Annotated in this window: 15 protein-coding genes, 2 pseudogenes and 1 riboswitch; of the genes and pseudogenes, 3 read left to right on the top strand and 14 right to left on the bottom strand. The window is 43.0% G+C overall.

The features are described from left to right. Positions 1 to 55: 55 nt before the first annotated feature. The 7 genes and pseudogenes from HWQ58_RS13340 to cobW all read right to left on the bottom strand — a co-directional run. A pseudogene (locus HWQ58_RS13340) lies at positions 56 to 1075 on the bottom strand (serine hydrolase); the annotation flags it as partial. A 373-nt stretch (positions 1076 to 1448) separates the two neighbouring features. Beyond that, a complete protein-coding gene (locus HWQ58_RS13335) occupies positions 1449 to 1637 on the bottom strand; it encodes a hypothetical protein (protein WP_292862872.1) in 189 nt (62 codons plus the stop codon). Further along, positions 1597 to 1914, bottom strand: a pseudogene (locus HWQ58_RS13330) (hypothetical protein); the annotation flags it as partial. The gene HWQ58_RS13335 and the pseudogene HWQ58_RS13330, both read right to left, overlap by 41 nt. 529 nt (positions 1915 to 2443) lie before the next feature. Continuing rightward, complete coding sequence (locus HWQ58_RS13325) at positions 2444 to 2896, bottom strand: hypothetical protein (RefSeq protein ID WP_292862866.1); 453 nt, start codon at positions 2894 to 2896, stop codon at positions 2444 to 2446. A 5-nt stretch (positions 2897 to 2901) separates the two neighbouring features. Further along, positions 2902 to 3762: a bifunctional 2-polyprenyl-6-hydroxyphenol methylase/3-demethylubiquinol 3-O-methyltransferase UbiG gene (locus HWQ58_RS13320; protein ID WP_292862863.1), complete on the bottom strand. Its 861-nt coding sequence runs from the start codon at positions 3760 to 3762 to the stop codon at positions 2902 to 2904. Positions 3763 to 3780: 18 nt separating this feature from the next. After that, complete coding sequence (locus HWQ58_RS13315; protein ID WP_292862860.1) at positions 3781 to 4245, bottom strand: hypothetical protein; 465 nt, start codon at positions 4243 to 4245, stop codon at positions 3781 to 3783. Further along, positions 4229 to 5287 (bottom strand): cobalamin biosynthesis protein CobW, encoded by a 1059-nt coding sequence (cobW, locus tag HWQ58_RS13310; RefSeq protein WP_292862857.1) that lies wholly within the window; start codon positions 5285 to 5287, stop codon positions 4229 to 4231. Before cobW ends, HWQ58_RS13315 begins: the two co-directional genes overlap by 17 nt. A gap of 438 nt (positions 5288 to 5725) precedes the next feature. Continuing rightward, positions 5726 to 5869, bottom strand: a riboswitch (cobalamin riboswitch). 310 nt (positions 5870 to 6179) lie between these two features. Between cobW and HWQ58_RS13305 the strand changes: the two genes are divergently transcribed. Together HWQ58_RS13305 and HWQ58_RS13300 are read left to right on the top strand one after the other, a co-directional pair. Next, complete coding sequence (locus tag HWQ58_RS13305; RefSeq protein ID WP_292862854.1) at positions 6180 to 6998, top strand: methyltransferase domain-containing protein; 819 nt, start codon at positions 6180 to 6182, stop codon at positions 6996 to 6998. A gap of 165 nt (positions 6999 to 7163) precedes the next feature. After that, entirely contained in the window at positions 7164 to 9428 is a 2265-nt protein-coding gene (locus tag HWQ58_RS13300; RefSeq protein WP_292862851.1) for a cation:proton antiporter, read from the top strand. A 185-nt stretch (positions 9429 to 9613) separates the two neighbouring features. Here the strand turns inward: HWQ58_RS13300 and HWQ58_RS13295 are convergent, their stop codons facing one another. Beyond that, positions 9614 to 11200, bottom strand: coding sequence for a GMC family oxidoreductase N-terminal domain-containing protein (locus tag HWQ58_RS13295; protein WP_292862848.1), 1587 nt, complete (start codon positions 11198 to 11200; stop codon positions 9614 to 9616). 87 nt (positions 11201 to 11287) lie between these two features. Then, positions 11288 to 11452 carry a hypothetical protein gene (locus HWQ58_RS13290; RefSeq protein WP_292862845.1) on the bottom strand — a complete coding sequence of 55 codons (165 nt, stop codon included), beginning with the start codon at positions 11450 to 11452 and terminating at the stop codon, positions 11288 to 11290. A 176-nt stretch (positions 11453 to 11628) separates the two neighbouring features. Here HWQ58_RS13290 and HWQ58_RS13285 point away from each other — a divergent pair, with 176 nt between their 5' ends. Then, positions 11629 to 11757, top strand: a complete 129-nt coding sequence (locus HWQ58_RS13285) for a hypothetical protein (protein WP_292862842.1) — start codon at positions 11629 to 11631, stop codon at positions 11755 to 11757. A 257-nt stretch (positions 11758 to 12014) separates the two neighbouring features. Here HWQ58_RS13285 and HWQ58_RS13280 read toward each other — a convergent pair whose 3' ends face one another. From HWQ58_RS13280 to HWQ58_RS13260, 5 genes are all read right to left on the bottom strand, one after another. Continuing rightward, positions 12015 to 13436: a TolC family protein gene (locus HWQ58_RS13280; protein ID WP_292862839.1), complete on the bottom strand. Its 1422-nt coding sequence runs from the start codon at positions 13434 to 13436 to the stop codon at positions 12015 to 12017. 334 nt (positions 13437 to 13770) lie between these two features. Beyond that, positions 13771 to 14442 carry an ABC transporter ATP-binding protein gene (locus tag HWQ58_RS13275; protein ID WP_292775032.1) on the bottom strand — a complete coding sequence of 224 codons (672 nt, stop codon included), beginning with the start codon at positions 14440 to 14442 and terminating at the stop codon, positions 13771 to 13773. Positions 14443 to 14617: 175 nt separating this feature from the next. Then, positions 14618 to 14914: a four helix bundle protein gene (locus tag HWQ58_RS13270; protein ID WP_292862836.1), complete on the bottom strand. Its 297-nt coding sequence runs from the start codon at positions 14912 to 14914 to the stop codon at positions 14618 to 14620. Positions 14915 to 15039: 125 nt separating this feature from the next. Continuing rightward, entirely contained in the window at positions 15040 to 16311 is a 1272-nt protein-coding gene (locus tag HWQ58_RS13265) for an ABC transporter permease (RefSeq protein ID WP_292862878.1), read from the bottom strand. Positions 16312 to 16687: 376 nt separating this feature from the next. Beyond that, positions 16688 to 18280 carry an efflux RND transporter periplasmic adaptor subunit gene (locus HWQ58_RS13260; RefSeq protein WP_292862833.1) on the bottom strand — a complete coding sequence of 531 codons (1593 nt, stop codon included), beginning with the start codon at positions 18278 to 18280 and terminating at the stop codon, positions 16688 to 16690. Positions 18281 to 18374 lie beyond the last annotated feature (94 nt).

The following is an 18374-nucleotide window of genomic DNA, read 5'->3' as shown; positions in this document are numbered from 1 at the left end:
GTTACTTGGCTAATTTAGAGAGTCGTCTTCTCTAGTAAGTTTTACCACACTAGGTATTTTTTAATCCCCAACTGTGAAACCGCTGATTTAATTTTGCCTTACCACCCAAACGGTCAATAATCATGTTTGTGGCGGTATTATCGCTGATACTAATCATTTTGTTTATGGTTTGCAGCACAGTTAACTTGGTTCCCACACGTTTATACTGCAAGTCTCCAGAGCCACTTGCAATTAAGTCTCGCCGCATTACCAGAGTGTCATTTAGTTTGACTCTGCCAGCGTCTATTCTCTCAAATAAAGCAATTAGAATTGGGAACTTAATCGTACTCGCAGCGGGAAATACTTTGTCGCCACTAATATCCAAATAGTTACCCGTCTCTAAATCCACAAAAAACATACCCGGCTTGAGGAAGCTGTAGCGAACCATCAATGCATTAATTTGAGATTTTAATTGTAGTATTTCCTCAGCTAAAGGAACTACCCCAGCAAACATAGAAGCATTGATTGGTTTAGTGAGTATATCTGGTGGACTCAGTTTATTAATAGTTGCAATATCTTGTAAAGGCGCTTTACTTTGGAATAAGAGAACTTGGCGTTTTTGCTGGAGATTAGGGGTAATAGAAATTGGTGTTTGTGAGGATTGTTTCTCAGCCCCTATTCCCCATTCCAAAATTCCCGTCGCAGGCATTTTTTCAATTGATGATAGTTTTACGACCCAATGAGAGTCAGAATCTCCTCGGACTATTACACTTTGTGGAGAGACATTATAACCAGGTGCTAATTCAATTACGAGTCGGGTTGTCTGGGGGTCAAGTTGTGCTACCCGAATTTCTCGAATTGCCCAACCAAAGTTTTGTTTGGTTGTTGGGTAGCCCAAAGTAGTTCCCGATAAGTCAATCACAAGCCTTTTGGGGTTATCAATTAAAAAAACTCTCGGTTGAATACCTGAGTCAGTGGTTAGGTCAAGCTGATTGTGAATGGGGTCAAAGTGCCAGGATTCTAATTGAGTTGCTTTTGTAGGAGAAGATAACAGCAAAATACTAATTAAGTTCAGGAATAACCAGCGTAATTTCATACAGTATAGTGAGGATAATATTGAATTTACTGACACAGATTTTCGGGAAGTAAACCAAATCATAACTGATTGAAAATCATAAGCAAGAAAATATGTAATGTCAATAATTTCGGATAGTAAATAAAAACTTATGGAGTAAATATAGATTCGGTTTGATAAAAATCAGTATAATTTCATTCACACCCGTTAAAAAAAATGGGTGGACAAAGTTTTCTCAAATTACTCTAGAAGCAAGCACCCATTAATATCATGTCCGGTTAAAGACTTATCATTAAGAAGGCAGTTATTGCTGGGGGAGAAAGAGTTTTCAGATTTTTGCACAGATGCAAGAATCATAACTAATCAGCCGGACATGATATAACTTGGGATTTTACTATTGAGTATTAGTTGATTGAGAATCATTCTGTATTTTTTGATCTGTACAGGGTGTGATTTTTTCTGCTGGTAAAAGATATTCACCTTCAACTCCAACAGTGATTCCCCGTGTCTGACGCAGCGCATTTACAGCTTTTGGACAGTCAGTCACAGCCAAATTTAGCGATCGCAGCATCACTTTCTTCATCTGTCATATTTAGTTCTATCACTTTTTGATTATCAGGCTGAAGATTATCGGCTTTTGGCATAAAGAGGCGATTGAAAGTTGCCAGATGACCATTTTCACTACAGTTTTGAGGTTGACAATTTAAAGTGGCTATATGAGCATTATTTGTGGAAATATTCTCAGGTAATTTTTGCTGATTAGAATTATCTGCTTTTGCGGATTTATCTAAGAATAAATTCAGTAGCAACGAACTAGCAAATGTTGAGCTTGCAAATAATATTAGAGGTAGTTTTTTCACTACTTTCTCCATAATATGCTATTGGACTGCACAACCTTAACACCTGACAATTTCCATGTCAGTCTATTTTTAGCATCAAAATTAAATTTTAATTATTTCCTCAATAAATATCAATATATCCAGCAATAATCATGAGATTTGGTTAATGATTTTTTACATTTAATCAAGAACATTCATTAATTATAAATACATTGAAATTGGGTAAATAGATAAAATCTTTTTACCCACTATTGAGATAAATAATTTTGAAGTTTTTAAAACTGAGGTTTTTGAGGCTTTAACTGTGCTATTAAAGCTCTATACATCTCAATTTGTACAAATCGTTCATTAGGGGTGTAAGGGTTTAAGAGTTTAAGGGTGTAAGGTGTTGGACAGGGTTTCAATCCCCGTCCAACACGGTTGCCCCAAGGGGCAGGGCTTTTGACCCAAGGGTGGTTGGGGCTAGTTTTTCCCCCCTACCACCATGCAACCCCCACACCCGCCCCAACGGGGCTTGGTAAAACTAGAAAGTTGCTTTTTTATTTTGCAGTTATTGTGTTTTTGCTCCTATTAATAGGGGATGCTGAGGTTGGAATTCTGACCATTCTTTGCATACAGTTTGGTAACATTGGGGTGGTGTAATTGGTAATTTAGTTAAATAGAAAAACCCAGCTTGATGACCGTATTCTAATAAAAAAACAACATCTTTTTGGGGATTATATTTATCTACAGTTTCAAGAATATGAGCATTCATGAAGTGTCTTTGTAACAGTACGGTATCAGGTGCTGCTAACCAAGCATTTAAGAAAGCTGCAAGATTTTTACGCGGGATAAAATGCGCTTTAAATGTTTCGCCAGCCATACCTAAATGTGGAGAATTGGTACTGCAAATTACGACACCACGTTCTCCTCCTAAATAACCGATCCAAGCATTGTAACCAATTGCTAATATATTGATGGCGATAAAAGCTTGTTGCCAATCTTGGGTGTTTTCTGGGGTCATCTTGATTAAACTCCTTGTGATAACTGCCAGAGTTGGATTTCATAACATAAATGGCTCTCAAAAATTGTGCGTGCTGCTAACCCCTCGACAACCAACTTTTCCAGCCAGCGCTTAAATGCCCAACGACCGAGTGAGTATAATGGTGGAAGTGCGATCGCTACAACATCAGCAATATATTTAACTGTACTCAGCCCAAAAGTACGAAAGTTATCAACACACAAGTCAATCGTTGGCGCAATATGGGTTGAAATGTCTTCAGTTTTGATTAACTTGAATCCAGCCTGCACTAAAGTCGCCTGGAGCTCACTGGCGATATGACAATTAGAAAAAATACCTTCTCGGTATTCGGCATTAGAACGCATCATATCGGCAACCAGCAGGTAGCCACCATTACTTAATAAATCAGCTGCACCTTGAGCTAAATCGTCAACAGCAATATATTGACTGCTTTCGCTGAACAGAACTAAATCGTAGGAGTTTGAGGAGTGAAAATCTTCAAATCTCGTTAAGTAGAAAGGTACTTGACCATTGGTATTTTGAAAAAACCTCTCTTGCTGGAGTGCATCGGGTGCTAATCCCTCAACAGTGAAACCGCGATCGCCCAAATATGCTGCATTACCACCAATCCCACAGCCTACGTCAAGCACAGTTTTTGTCCCCTCTGGGATAAAACTCAAAAGTTTGGCTGCATAGCTTTCCTGCGCCACACGCAGGCAAGTTAGAGTTAATTCTTCACCCGGAGTAGGTAGTGGTTCCCAATACCCGTAATGGAGATAGGAGGAATTTGTGAGTCCCATGTAATAATCTATCGCTGCATTTTGGTAGCGAGTTGCTTTGGGAATATTGCTTGATTTTGGCTTGAGCATTAAAGAATAAAGTAAGTGTTAGGGCATTAAGCTTGGTTTAAATTCTGACCATCGGTTGCAAACTTGTTCGTAGCAATCGGGTGGAGTAATTTTTAGTTGGTGTAAAAAATTTACCTCAATCTGAGGATCAGCTTTTAGCACCAGAAGAATATCTTGATGGGGATTGTATGTTGCGACTGCTGGGAAAATTGATGAAATCATGGATGAACAGATTGATTGTGATATAAACCCGCCATCCTGAAACGATCGCAAGTAAAACCTAATCAGATCGGAGGGGAGAAATTGCAGGGTGAAGGGAACTATATCAAGACTTGTATTTGTAGGGTGAGTAACTTTAGTATCCACATCACAAATAACAACTCCCCGCCCAAATGACTGAAATCCTTTCCATCCTGTGTAACCGATTACCAGTATATTGTTATGGATAAAGCTGTTTTGCCAGTAGCCGAAATTTCCTTGCCAAACACTATTGGATGGTCGCATTGACTTCCTCCCCCAACACAATTGACTCAATGCGAACCTGCTCAAGCTCCCGTCCAATCAATACTAATCGCGTTTGACGGGGTTCTTGGGGTTGCCAAGGACGGTCATAAAAGTAGTCAAATCGATTACCGACACCCTGTAATACCAGACGCATAGCTTTGTTTGGAACTGCTACAAACCCCTTGATTCGATAAATTTCTTGCTGTTGCACCAATGTTTGCAAGCGTTTGACTAAGACAGTCGGCTCAAATGCCTGGTTTAGGAGTAGTTGTACTGCATTAATCCCTTCATCATGTTCGTGTTCGGCTTCGTTGTCGTGGTGGCTAGGGCGACTATCTAAGTTGTCTTCTACCGCAGCGTTGAAACCGAGTAACAAATCGCCACTGATTTTACCGTCCTGACAAGGAATGACTTTTACACCAGGAGACAAGTTCTGTTTAAGCCAATCCTGTACCCTAACTTGCGTTGGAAAATCAACGCGATCGCTCTTAGTAAGCAATACTAGATCAGCACAAGCAAGCTGATCTTCAAACAGTTCCTCAATGGGTGTTTCGTGTTCTAGACTAGAGTCGGCTTGTCGCTGTGCTAAGAGGGCTGCTAAATCGCCTACATATTGATTAGTTGCCAACGCTTCACAGTCCACCACAGTAATTACGCTGTCTACTGTAGCGCCTGTGCGAATTTCCGGCCAGCGAAATGCTTGTACCAATGGTTTTGGTAGTGCTAGTCCAGAGGTTTCAATTAACATACAGTCAAGGCTGGCGCGTCGCTGAAGTAATTCTTGCATTGCTGGGAGGAATTCTTCTTGCACCGTACAGCACAGACAACCGTTGGTGAGTTCAACAATATTACTGTTGGGGTCTTCTTCATCGTCACAAACTCGGCAGTCACGCAAAAGTTCCCCATCAATTCCGATTTCCCCAAATTCATTTACTAAAACAGCAATGCGTCGTCCCTGATTGTTTTGCAGTAAATGGCGAATTAACGTCGTTTTGCCTGCACCTAGAAATCCTGTAATCACTGTGACGGGAATTTTTTGCATATAAAGCTATGTTGTTTGTTGATTAATTTTGCGATGTGTAAAAGCAAGTTATAACCGCAGATATCACACAGGATGCCAGCGTTGAAATCCAACTTTGCTGACTGTGCAGTACATCTCTTGCAAACTATTAAAAATAACTGACTAGTAAGGGTTCAGATTATAAAAAAATTAGCCATTACCAAATCGCTCTTGATGTCCTTTTGGAAAAAGACTGACTAATTTTCTACCTGGGGCAATGAATGTGCCAAATGACCCAATACTACAGACAATTATGCCTAGAAAAATTACATTAACAGGCGCAATTTATACCGTAAATTAAGCGTCTATCGTCTTCGAGCAAACCGTAACCTGAAATGCATCTTTGGCGCTATGAAGAAAAAGAACTGATCGATTGTGAAAATATTTATAGTGGCGTTCATCTATAACCTCGTAGATTGAAGCAGAAGTTAACTATTCGGCGGGCATTCTGACTCACAAGGCAAGCCTTGATTACAGCTGCGGGACAGCGCCGGGTTCACACCGGACTTTCCCCGTTTCCTCTAGTGGCTGTTCCCCACTAGAACCGAGATCCATTTGCATATTAACACACTGTGATTTGCTTGCGTAAAAATCAATGGCCGATCTGTACTGGCATTCGTCATCAGTCGGAGCAAGTTTCATCCTTTACCAAAACTTGCTCTAAATTTTTGTTGGACAATTATTCTGGCAATTTTTAAACCTAACAAATTGTTTACCAGCATTTGATTATGTAGCACTGGCACTGCCCCAAAAAAATATTGCACATAGCGATCGCACTAGTTGCGGCTTGTGCTGTCAGAGTTGGATTCAGCAGCAAGCAACTCAATATCGCAACAAGAGTTATTATAAAGTGGAGAAAATTTAACATTTGGCTATGACCGATCTGGATATTTATAAGCAGCAACTAAAAGAATTTTATGGTAGTAGAACAACTTATGACCATGAGAAAGATACTCGTCATCCTTTAGAAGCCAAGATTTTACTTGAATTTGTTGGACTACATTCGGGACAGAAAATCCTTGATGTGGCAACCGGAACGGGTTTAGTTGCGATACCCGCAGCTGAAAAAGTTGGTTCAGATGGCTATGTGATTGGGATTGACATCACCCCTGGAATGTTGCATCAAGCAAGACTTAAGATTGCAACAGCAAGATTACAAAATATCGAGTTGATTGAGGCGGATGCAGAGTATTTCAACTTTAGCGATCGTAGTTTTGATGTTGTTTTTTGCTGTGAGGCACTTGTACTTTTTCCTGATATAATCGCTATTTTAAAAAAGTGGTATCGCATCTTGAAACCCGGAGGATTAGTGGCATTTACCTGTCCTCCCGAAACTGCTTTTATGGCATCTCTTCAGCAGAGGATCTGCGCTAGGGTTTTAGGTGTATCGCTACCACATATCCTTGAACCACTGGGAACTCCAGAAAAATGTCGTAATTTGCTTAATCAGGCAGGTTTTAGAGATATCGAAATTAAGATTGAGCCATCAGGACGTTATCGCCCTCTTAGGGATAACAAATTATCAGAAATAGCAATTAAGATAAATTTTAAAGGTAATCCCCTGTTGTCAACATTATCACCAGAACAATTAAATCAGTTGCAAGTTGAATACAAAGCAGAAATTGAGCAACTAGCAACCGATCGAGGTATTTGGGAAGACACTACAAAGTTCTTTGTTCGCGCTCGAAAATAAGTTGATGAGCAAAGCTTTGTTCCTGAACTTACAGCTTCGGGCGATCGCACATGATAATCTTGCCAATGACAGTTTAATCTCCTAGACCGATGTAGAAGTAAACGTTTTCAGATTTACTTAAAGCAGCTCCTTGAAAAATTTGTAATCCAACCTTTGGACGCTTATATGCAAAACCTGTCCCTGATATTAGTGCCTGTACTCGCTGCACAGAAAGTAGCAGGTGACGGTGTAATTAAACCTCTCGGTCATCATGAACTGCTGTTGGTGCTAGTACAATTGTCACTGTTGCTTTTGGTAGCGCGGGGATTAGGTGAGTTGATGCGCCGGATTAACCTACCGCCTGTTGTTGGGGAATTACTGGCGGGTGTGTTGCTTGGCCCTTCTCTATTTGGTTTGCTCCTTCCAGACTTACAGGCGCACATCTTTCCCCAAAGTCAAGAACAGTCTAATTTACTTTCGGTGATTTCTTGGTTAGGCGTGTTATTTTTGCTGATTGTAACTGGGCTGGAGACGGATCTCAAGCTGATTCTTCGTAAGGGTAAAACGGCTCTTTTGATTTCACTAGGCGGAATTATTGTCCCGTTTATCACCGGATTTGGACTGGGCTGGCTATTGCCAGATAGTTTTTTAGCCGACCCAGAAAAGCGATTGGTATTTAGTCTGTTTATCGCCACAGCAATGAGTATTTCGGCAGTACCAGTGATTGCGAAAGTGCTGATGGACTTGAACCTGATTCGCCGTGACATTGGTCAAGTCACCTTAGCTGCTGGGATGACTGACGACACCATCGGCTGGATTTTACTTTCTGTGGTTTCAGGTCTAGCTAGTAGTGGCAAATTTGACCTTGGGACAATTTTCCATTCTGTAAGCGCTGCCATATTATTTCTAGCGATCGCCTTCACAATTGGGCGTACCATTGTAGACCAGATATTGCGGTGGGTTGATGACTATGTTGGTGGCATCGCCGCTAGTATATCGGTTGTGCTGATTCTTTCGCTCTCGGCAGCAGCACTTACCCACGCATTAGGTCTGGAAGCTGCATTAGGTGCTTTCGTGCTGGGGATTCTATCCGGTCAATCCCGTCGCTTTAGCAATGAAGCTGGACACATGTTAGAAGTCTTCACAGCAGCCTTTCTCGCGCCAATTTTCTTTGCTTCAGCGGGTTTGAAAGTTAACTTGCTAGCTCTGTTAGTCCCTCAAACGTTGATATTTGGCTTGATTGTTCTCGCTGTCGCCTGTGTTGGTAAATTTACAGGTGCTTACCTTGGTTCTCGCGTCGGTGGCTTGAGTCATTGGGAAGGTTTGGCAATGGGTTCCGGGATGAATGCTCGCGGGGCGATGGAAATTGTCGTTGCCACGATTGGTTTATCTTTGGGAGTGCTGAATCCCCAGATGTACTCGATTATTGTCATGGTGGCGATCGTCACTTCCCTAATGGCTCCACCCCTGCTGCGCTGGACTTTATCAAAAGTGGTTATAGGTGAAGAGGAAGCTCGACGTTTGGAACAAGAAGAACAGGATAGCCGCAGCTTTATCAAGCAGATCCAGCGTGTCTTAATACCTACTAGTGGTGGCCCCAACATCCAGCTTGCAGCGCAACTAGTCGGTTACATGGCTCACCAAAATTCGATAGAAGTTACATCTCTATATGCCCTGAGTGATAAACAACCTCAAAGCAGAGGACGCCGGATGGCGGCAACCCAGGTTAAAGATACCGCCGCAGACCTTGCTCTAGCTGCTGTTACTGAGGAAATGCAGTTACCTGCTGATACCACCCTGCAAACAAAAACGGAGTCTGGGCGTAATAAAGCGGAGGTAATTTTGAATGAAGCGAACAAAAACTATGACTTGATTGTACTGGGAGCTTCTGAACAGATAAGTCCCCAGAAAGCATTGTTTAATTTGCTTGTCGATCGGGTTGTCCAAGAAGCGCCTTGTGCAACGATGGTGGTGAAGTCGCACCTACACCATCCCAAAGGTGAGATATGCAAAATCGCTCAACAACAGCTCAACAAGATTCTGGTGCCAACGGTGGGGACAGAATATAGCAAAAATGCTGTAGAGATGGCAAGTACGATCGCAGCTCAAACCGGGGCATTAGTGATGATCGTTAACGTAATTAATTTGCCACAGGTTGAGTATATTCTTTACGAACAGCGATCGCTAGCTCCAGTGAAGGAAATTGCCCATGATCTGCTCGAACAGCAAGCAGAAATGGGCCGCAATCTGGGTGCTGATGTCAAAACCTATATTCTTCAAGGAAGCAGCCCAGAAAGGGAAATCCTCAAGTTTGCCCAAACCCAGGAAGTTGACTTAATTCTTCTAGGGAGTAGTATCCGAATGGTTACGGGTCGCGTTTTCTTCGGTCACAGAGTGGATGCAATTCTGAGTAAGGCCCATTGCCCAGTAGCGGTAATTACTGTGCCATAGTCGTTCTAATTAGATGCATTTAGGCAACTTTATCGTTTGTGCATAATGCTCGAAGACGAAGTAAAGCTTTGCTTTGAAGCCTCCTTGAGTCTTTTCAAAAGCTAGATCCCTGGAATCTTGGTTGAGCGTTTCCTGAATCTCTGTTTTGTGAATCATCGTTATCTTTAGGCGATCGCGCCAGTGAGTTAGTTTGCCATTGCTTTGTGTACTTGCTGTGAAACGCTAAGAGCGGCTTTAATTAAATCGGCTCCTTTTTCACCGATCATAATGGTGGGCGCGTTCGTATTTCCCCCAACTAGAGTTGGCATGATCGATGCATCAACAACCCGCAACCCCGTAACACCGCGTACCCGGAGTTCGGGATCGACAACCGCCATTGGGTCAGTTCCCATTTTGCAGGTGCCGACAGGATGATAGCCCGTAACGCAAAATTCCCGGATGTAAGCTTCGAGTGCTTCATCGCTAATCACGTCAGCACCGGGACTGATTTCCTCACCTCGAAACCGATCAAAAGCACTTGTATGAAACAATTTACGCATTATTTTAATCCCAGCAACTAGCTTTTGCACATCGGATTGACTTTGTAGAAAGTTCATCCGAATAATCGGTGGGTTTTTGGGGTCAGGCGAGGGCAAACTGACACTGCCAATGTTTTGGGGATGAGTCAAACTGACTGTAACAGTGAATCCCAAACCAGAGAGGGTTTTGCCAGGAGATATCCACAGAATGGGACCGAAGAAAAACTGTAAATCTGGCGTGGCATCCAGATTACCTTCGGTATGCAAAAATAATCCGGCTTCAGCGTTACCATTACTGCTAATTGCCGGGTCTAACCCAGCAATTACTTCGTGTGCCACAGAACTGGTAATTATCTCGTGTGCCACAGGAACGAGAGAGTGGTCTTGGAGGTTTTGACCGACACCTGGCAAATCAACGACGACAGGAATCCCCATTGCTTGCAGTTGTTCTGCATCACCAATGCCGGAAAGCATCAGCAGCTTGGGCGAATCGAATGCACCAGCACTTAAAATCACTTCTTTGTTAACCTTGGCTTGGTGCAGCGTTCCCTCGTGCATATATTCCACCCCAACGGTGCGGGTTCCCTCAAACAATAACCGAGTCACTAACGCTCCTGTTGTTATTGTTAAATTGGGACGGTTGAGAATTGGCAAGAGGAATGCAGCAGCAGCGCTGTGACGTTTACCATCCTTGACCGTCAACTGATAAATTCCCGCACCTGATTGCTGTATCCCATTGAAATCAGGATTGTGGTTATATCCGATCGCCACGGCTGCTTCTACAAATCGTTGGGATGCTACAGTAGGGGCTTGAATATCGGTCACGCTCAACTCCCCATCAACCCCGTGGTATGCATCGGCACCGCGTTGCTGGTTCTCAGATTTCTTGAAATAGGGCAATACATCTTGGTAACTCCAACCAGGATTCCCCAATGACTGCCAGTGGTCATAATCGTGATCATTGCCCCGGATATAAATCATGGAATTAATCGAACTGCTGCCACCCAAGACTTTGCCACGGGGACAAAAGATTTTGCGGTTATTCAGGTACGGTTCTGGTTCAGAGAAATATCCCCAGTCCAGCTCCGAGCGAGGTAGGTTGGGGGATTCTAACGGGATTTGAATCTCTGGTTTAGTATCTGGGTTGCCAGCTTCGAGTAATAACACGGTTGTTTCACTATCTTGTGTCATCCGGTTGGCAACAACGCAGCCTGCCGAACCCGCACCAATCACAATATAGTCATATTGAGTCATCACATCCTCGCTTGTAAATTCAACTACTTCAAGAACTGCAACTTAAAGATTGGTTAAAGCTTGAAGTTTAAGAATCTGACTGTTGCATTACGACCAACACAGAGATTCAGCATGAATCTCTAACGCTAATTTTTCTACTTCTTGTGCAAAATTTGGGTCAGATTTCATTATCTCTTGTAAGTAACCAACTACCCGATCTAAATTAGCCCTTGACCCTTTTTCTGCCTCTTGTTTACCTCGAAGCTTGTCCAAATCTTGTCACGTAGCGCTTTTATCTTTGCTAGAGTTGCTTGTGTCAGCTTCTCATATTATGTCCGGTTAAAGACTTATCATGAAGGCAGCAGGGGTGCTCCAGGTGCAGAGAATCAGAGGAGAGAGGCTTTTGGGCTTTCTGCATAAATTTGGGAATTAAAACTAATTAGCCAGACTTGACATCAATTGTTTTTCCAAAAGCTATTTTCAAAGGCTTTGTTACGATTGCCTTTGGCACTGCCCCGATTGCGATCGCTAACTGCTGGCTGGCTGTCGGCAGTAATCTTTTATGTGTTTGTATTTAATCTTTTTAAGTAATAAATGTATTTTTGTACTGAAGATAGTCATTAGTAATTGGCTGTATGGTTACGTTTTTTGCCCAACCTCACTTGCATCGCCTTGTTCCCTCCCCAGCGGGGTCGCTAGATTGTCTTTGCGAATGCAAGCCGACGCATTAACAATGCATCCCAATACATTGGCATTGCAGGGTATTGCCTTTCTTTAATTTGCTACCAATTCATGAAATGCTGTACTAAGCAAACTTTTCTTTAATGATTTGACCTTAGCGCGAAGCCCTAGATGTTACCGATCTTTGCAAATTAGCTAGAGCGCGATTGTAATCCAAAATAGCTTCAACTCGATTACCTTCTGCTCTTGTCAGGTCATTTTCAGCATCAATCACCTCTGTTTGAGTGCCCACACCAGCTTGGAACCTCAACCTTGCTAAATTCAGAGCTTCCCTGGCTTGATTTAAAGCCACACTAGAAGTCTGCACATTATTTAAATTGGATTGCAATTGAGCATAGTACTGTTCTACATCAAAGCGAATTTGGTCGCGCTGGGTAGCAAATTGAGTCTCTGCGATCGCAATATCAGCTTTCGATTGATCTGCACGCGCTTTTGCTGCTCCCCCTTCAAATAAAGTTAGATTTCCTTGAATTCCTGCGGAATAGCCATCAGTAATGCTAACGCCATCGTTATACCGATCTAGCAGATTGTAGTTGCCGACCAAACTAACTTGCGGCCCTAGCTGTGAAAGTGCCTGTCGTCGCTGTTGCTCGGAAATATTACGTTGTCCCAAATACTGTTGCAACTCTGGACGATTTTGAAACGCTTGGACAATACTTTGTTCTACCGTCTGCGGCCAAAGACCCGCTAATTGTACAGGGTCAGAGGCACTGATATCAACTGACTGCGATAAACTTAACAACGTGGCAAGCTGACGACGGGCAATTCGCTGCTGTGAGATCGCATTAGTCAGTTGTTGTTGGGCGTTTGCTAAATTCACCTGAGCTTGCAGCACATCGAACCGCGTACCTACTCCAGCCTGTTCTCTGGCTTGAGTATCCCGTAAACTAGCCTGGGCATTTGTCACAGCAGACTGATTAATTCTGACTAGTTGATCTGCTTGTTGCAAATTGTAGTATTGAGTTGTGGCATTCAAGCTAATTGTTAAAGACTGACTTTCAACATTTAATTGATCTACCCGTAACTGTTCCTCTGCGGCTCGGATAGTCGCTTGTCGGTTCCCAGAATTATAGAGATTATAATTCAGTTGTGCTGAACCATTAAAAGAGGTAGAAGAGGTGCTGACTTGAGATGAATTGTTACTAAAACCATTACCGTTATTAGTCACGTTACTGTTAATCCCAAGAGTAGGAAACAAGGCAGCTTGAGCCTCGCGGACTACCGAGCGACTGCGTTCTAGCTGTAATATAGCTACCTGTAAATCTCGATTGTTGCGTTTTGCTAGTTCCAAAGCTTGTGCCAAACTGATTGGCACAGTTCCCTGAATCTTTACTTCCTCTGGTTTAGTCGGAAATTGGAGAGGATTGGGATTGGGATTGAGGCGATCGGGAACTTGTACAGAGCTTGAAGAATTCTGTGCTTTTGGCTCAGTTGCTGCACTTGCTGCATTTGGAAGAAGAATCGCGAATGCGACAGTAAACCAGGTAAAATGCACGAAGAATAAGCTGAAATTCATAATCTAGATATAGTCAAAAACTAGGGGTGTAAGGGTGTAAGGGTATGGGGGTGTAAGGGAAATAATTAGTATTGGCTCTGAACCCACTACTTGATTATTGACCACAAAACAAGTAAATTTGGTGTTGGCTCTGAACCCAAATAGCTGCCTTGTAGGAGTGTACAACAAAGAATGATCCTCTGTTTGACCCTACACCCTTACACCCCTATACCCCTACACCCCTTTCTTGGTCATTAATTAGGTTTTTTGAGGATATAATCAGAAGTTTTCATCCTGATTGACCTGACAATGGTTTAAATCTTAAATTCCTCCTCAGAAGGTTTATCTTAACAAATTAGCCGACAATCAAACCATCCTGAACTCGAATAATCCTTTGGGTTTGAGCAGCGATATCTGGTTCATGAGTGACAATCACAATTGTGATCCCTTGGTTATTAAGTTCAGTCAGTAAACTCATCACTTCGTGGGAAGTTTCAGTATCTAAAGCTCCTGTTGGCTCATCTGCTAAGACTAATGCAGGTCGGTTGACCAAAGCACGAGCGATCGCTACTCGTTGTTGTTGTCCGCCAGAGAGTTGACTAGGACGGTTAGCGATGCGTCCCCCTAATCCTACCTTTTCTAAGGCTTCTAATGCCCTTTCCCGGCGTTTTGGCTTGGGCAAGTTAGCGTAAACCATTGGCAACATGACGTTTTCTAACGCTGTCGCCCGCGCCAATAGGTTAAATTGTTGAAACACAAAACCTATTCTTTGGTTGCGGATATAGGCTAATTCATCATCATCAAAAGTCGTCAGGTTTCTACCTTCAAAAATATAGTCTCCAGTTGTAGGACGATCCAGACATCCTAAAATATTCATCAGCGTGGATTTACCCGAACCTGACGCACCCATAATCGAGACGTATTCCCCTTCCTCAATAGAGAGTTCAATTCCCTTGAGTATGGGAACACTAACTTCTCCCAAGTGATAGGTCTTAGTAATAGATTCCATCCAAATCATTGTTGGCATAAGTGAGTGCTCAGTAGTGAGTGCTGAGTGCTGAGTAGTGAGTAGTGAGTCATGAGTAATGAGTGATGAGAGTTCATTTAGTGATGGTGACTGAGTTTTTTTGATGTTTTTGTTTACTAACTGAGATGTGAAGACCGCCAATAATTTTGCCCACTTCTTCTGCTTGATTTAAAAGTTAGTTGAATTTGACTTGATCGAGGTAGCCAACATTTAGAGCTACATAAAGTTGAGAACGCAATTCTGCACAAGATGACTTGGCTATGGAAAGAAACTGATGAAATTCTCCTAAATAACTTCTTTTAAAACCCTCAGCAATGTTAGACATGATAGATACTGCTGCCCTTTGTATTTGTCCTGATAGTCCAAAGTCTCTAGCAAATGAACCCTGCTGAGTAACCTGATAAATATCTTTAGTAAGAATTCTTGCTTTTTGCCAAGCAATCAAATCTTCAAAACGCTCAACTTTACTCATTCTACTGACTACTCAAATTTAAAAATTGACACTAAAGAACTCAGCACTCAGCACTCAGCACTCTTAGTCACTTCTGACTACTCAAATTTAAAAATTGACACTAAAGAACTCAGCACTCAGCACTCTTAGTCACTACGTAAAGCATTGATTGGATCTAATTTAGATGCGTTCCGTGCTGGAATCACCCCAGCGATTAAGCCAACGGTTAACGAGAGTACAAAGCCAGCAACGATCGACAATAAAGAAATTACAAACGGAAACTTGAAAACGTTTGCAGCCACAAAGGCTAATAAAACGCCAGTCACCATCCCAATACCTCCGCCAACAATGGAAATCACGATCGCTTCCGCTAAAAATTGATTAAGTATTGCTGAATTGGTTGCTCCTACGGCTTTGCGAATCCCGATTTCTCGCGTCCGCTCGACCACAGAAACTAGCATAATGTTAGCAATACCAATGCCACCAACTACCAGAGAAATTCCAGCGATCGCTACCACCATGACTGTAAATAAACCCACAATACTAGTAAAGGTACTAACAATATCAGCTTGATTAGTCAACCGAAAATCATCAGCTTGTGGCGGATAAATGTTATGACGCAGCCGTAAGAGATTGGTAACTTGAAACTGAGCGGCTTCTAACTGTTCCTGATTAGCGCCTTTGACTAAAATTCCACTTACAGAAACGCCTACCAGAGCATTGTTCCCAACTAGTCTCTTCGACATACTAGTTAGAGAAATAAAAATCTGGTCATCTCGATCCATCGGCCCCTGAGCGCCTTTAGGTTCCATCACCCCAATTACTTCATAAGCCTCTCCCTGAATCCGAATTTTCTCACCGATCGGATTTACACCCTGTCCAAAGAGTGTTTTTTGAACTGTAGGGCCAAGAATGGCAAGCTGTGCAGCAGTATCTAGTTCTTCTTGAGTAAAATATCTCCCTTGTTGGGGGTGAGTATTTCTGACTTCTGGGTAGTTCAAATCTGTGCCATAAATGGTTGTTGAGGTGTTCTGTCCTGCATATACAACTTGAGCGCTGCGTTGAAGATAAGCAGAAACCATCTGTGCTGATGGCGCTTCTGTAGCGATCGCTTTCGCATCTTCCCAGGTCAAGGTACTGCTAGAACCTACTCCTTGACGGACATTCCCGCTTCTTGCCGCACCGGCTAAGATTTGGATCACATCTGTACCCAATGCTTGTATCTGTTGCTCAACTCCCTTTTGTACTCCCTGACCGACAGAAGTAATGGCAATAACTGAAGAAATCCCAATAATCACGCCCAACATAGTTAGACCTGTGCGTAATTTGTTACTCCACAGAGTCTCTGCCGCCATTGTCAAGATTTCTAGCAACGGCACTGTGCGAGTATTCTTAGTTTTGTAAAAGCCCTTAAATATCTTAAACATAAAGTTTTATTTGAAACTCAATACAATTCAATTAAGCATTTCTTCCTTCTCTTCCTTTGCGTCTTTTGCGTCCTTCTCTAACGAGACGCTGCGCGAACGCGGTTCGTTAAAAAAGTTGAGCCTTTTTACTCGACAGTTGAGCCTTTTTACTCGACAGTTGAGCCTTTTTACTCGACAGTTGAGCCTTTTTACTCGACAGTTGAGCCTTTTTACTCGACAGTTGAGCCTTTTTACTCGACAGTTGAGCCTTTTTGCTCGGTAGTTGAGCCTTTTTACTCGGCAGTTGAACCTTTTTACTCCCCTTTCTGTTCCATCCCCTTGCTCCCTTGCCTCTTTTTAACTAAACCGTATTGATTTAAAACTCACTTTAAGGGGAACCACCAGCAGAACCACCGCCTGAACGACCTCCGCCGCCACCTGTTCCTCTTCCGCCTCCTCCTCCGCCTCCTCCACCACCTAGACCAGGGAAAACTCCTCCTCTTGGTGTTGATTGCGGACGCGATCCTGGTGGGAAACTGAGCAACACCCTTTCGTCTCCTGTCAATCCAGACTTAACTTCGGTAAAGTTATTCGCGGTGACGCCAGTCTCAATGCGAGTGAACACAGGTCTGTTATTTTTTTCTTGCACAAACACGCCTGTGGCATTTTCTTGGCGAACCACCGAAGCTGTTGGCACTACTAAAACATTTTGAACTTGACCGACTTGAAAATCTACTTCCGCATTCATCCCAGACCGCAGTAGTCTTTGAGGGTCTGAGAGTGATACTCTCACTTCAAAACTGGTGACGTTTTGCTCTACTATTGCTTGGGCAGCAATTTGGCTGACTTTACCTTCAAAGGTCTTTCCTGGGTAGGCATCTGCTTTAATCGAGACTTTTTGACCAAGGCTGATTTTGGAAATATTTGTTTCCGCTAAATTGGCGACAACTTCATTTGTGGAAGCTAAAGACAAGATTGAAGAAGAAGAAGAAGAAGCTACTTCACTACTGGCAGTTGTAGGTGTCACGAAAGCGCCGGGATCGGCATATTTCTTTGTCACCACACCATCAAAGGGTGCGCGAATGATCGTGTCATTGATTTCGGCTTGGATGTTTTGCAGCGAACCACGAGCCGATGTTACCTGGGCACGAGCGGCATTAATATCTTCTTGGCGCGTTCCGGCTTTCAAAAGTGCCAAAGCTTGCTGTCTTTGCTTCACCACAGCTCGTGCTTGCTCAACATCCTCTGGACGCGACCCGGCTTTTTGCAACCCCAGTGCTTGCTGTGCTTCATTTACATTAGCTTGGGCGCTGTCACGATTGGAGCGGTTTTGGTTAAGAGTTTGAAGGGAAATACCACCTGCATTGTAAAGTTGCTGATTGCGAACAAAATCATCTTCTGCTTGGCGGAGCGCAGCTTGAGCGCTTTGCAAGCGTGCCTGTGCTTGGGCAATCTCTTGAGAGCGATTACCTGCGATCGCTTTTTGCAGATTCGCTTCGGCTTCGTCTAATGCTCCCTGTGATTGGGCAATATCTTGAGGACGATTACCTGCGATCGCTTTTTGCAAATTCGCCTCGGCTTGTGCCAATTGTCCTTGAGCGGAGGTAAGTTGCCCGCGGAGGTTGGAATCATCCATGTAAGCAACAATCTGTCCTTGTTTGACAATATCTCCTTCTTTCGCCAGCAGGCTTTTCAAAATGCCGGAATTTTTTGGGCTGAGGTTGATTGACCGCTCAGGCTTTACCGTTCCGTTCGCTGAAACTGTGATTGTTAAACTCTGCCTTTCTACAGGTCTTGTCAGCACTCGGCGGCTGGCTTGTTGACGGGGAGCAACCGTTACTTGGTAATAAACGGCATAGCCAATTCCACCCAAAAGGCAAAGAGCAATTAGCCAAGAGAGCCAATTACGTCTGCCTTTTTTTTTCTTTACCTCTGGAACTAAAACGGAGGAATCTACGGTATTTGATGTATCAATTTTCATATCCATTTTGTCTATAAGGAACGGCTACCGAGCTACTTATTCACGGCTAAAACTATAGCCTGGTAGCCTAATACTGACAATAATTTTGAGTTTT

Origin of the sequence: Nostoc sp. LPT (genome assembly GCF_017115165.1) — a bacterium.
Classification (GTDB): Bacteria; Cyanobacteriota; Cyanobacteriia; order Cyanobacteriales; family Nostocaceae; genus Nostoc.
Note: the sequence above shows the minus strand (reverse complement) of the source record. Positions and strands in the feature narration are given on the sequence as shown.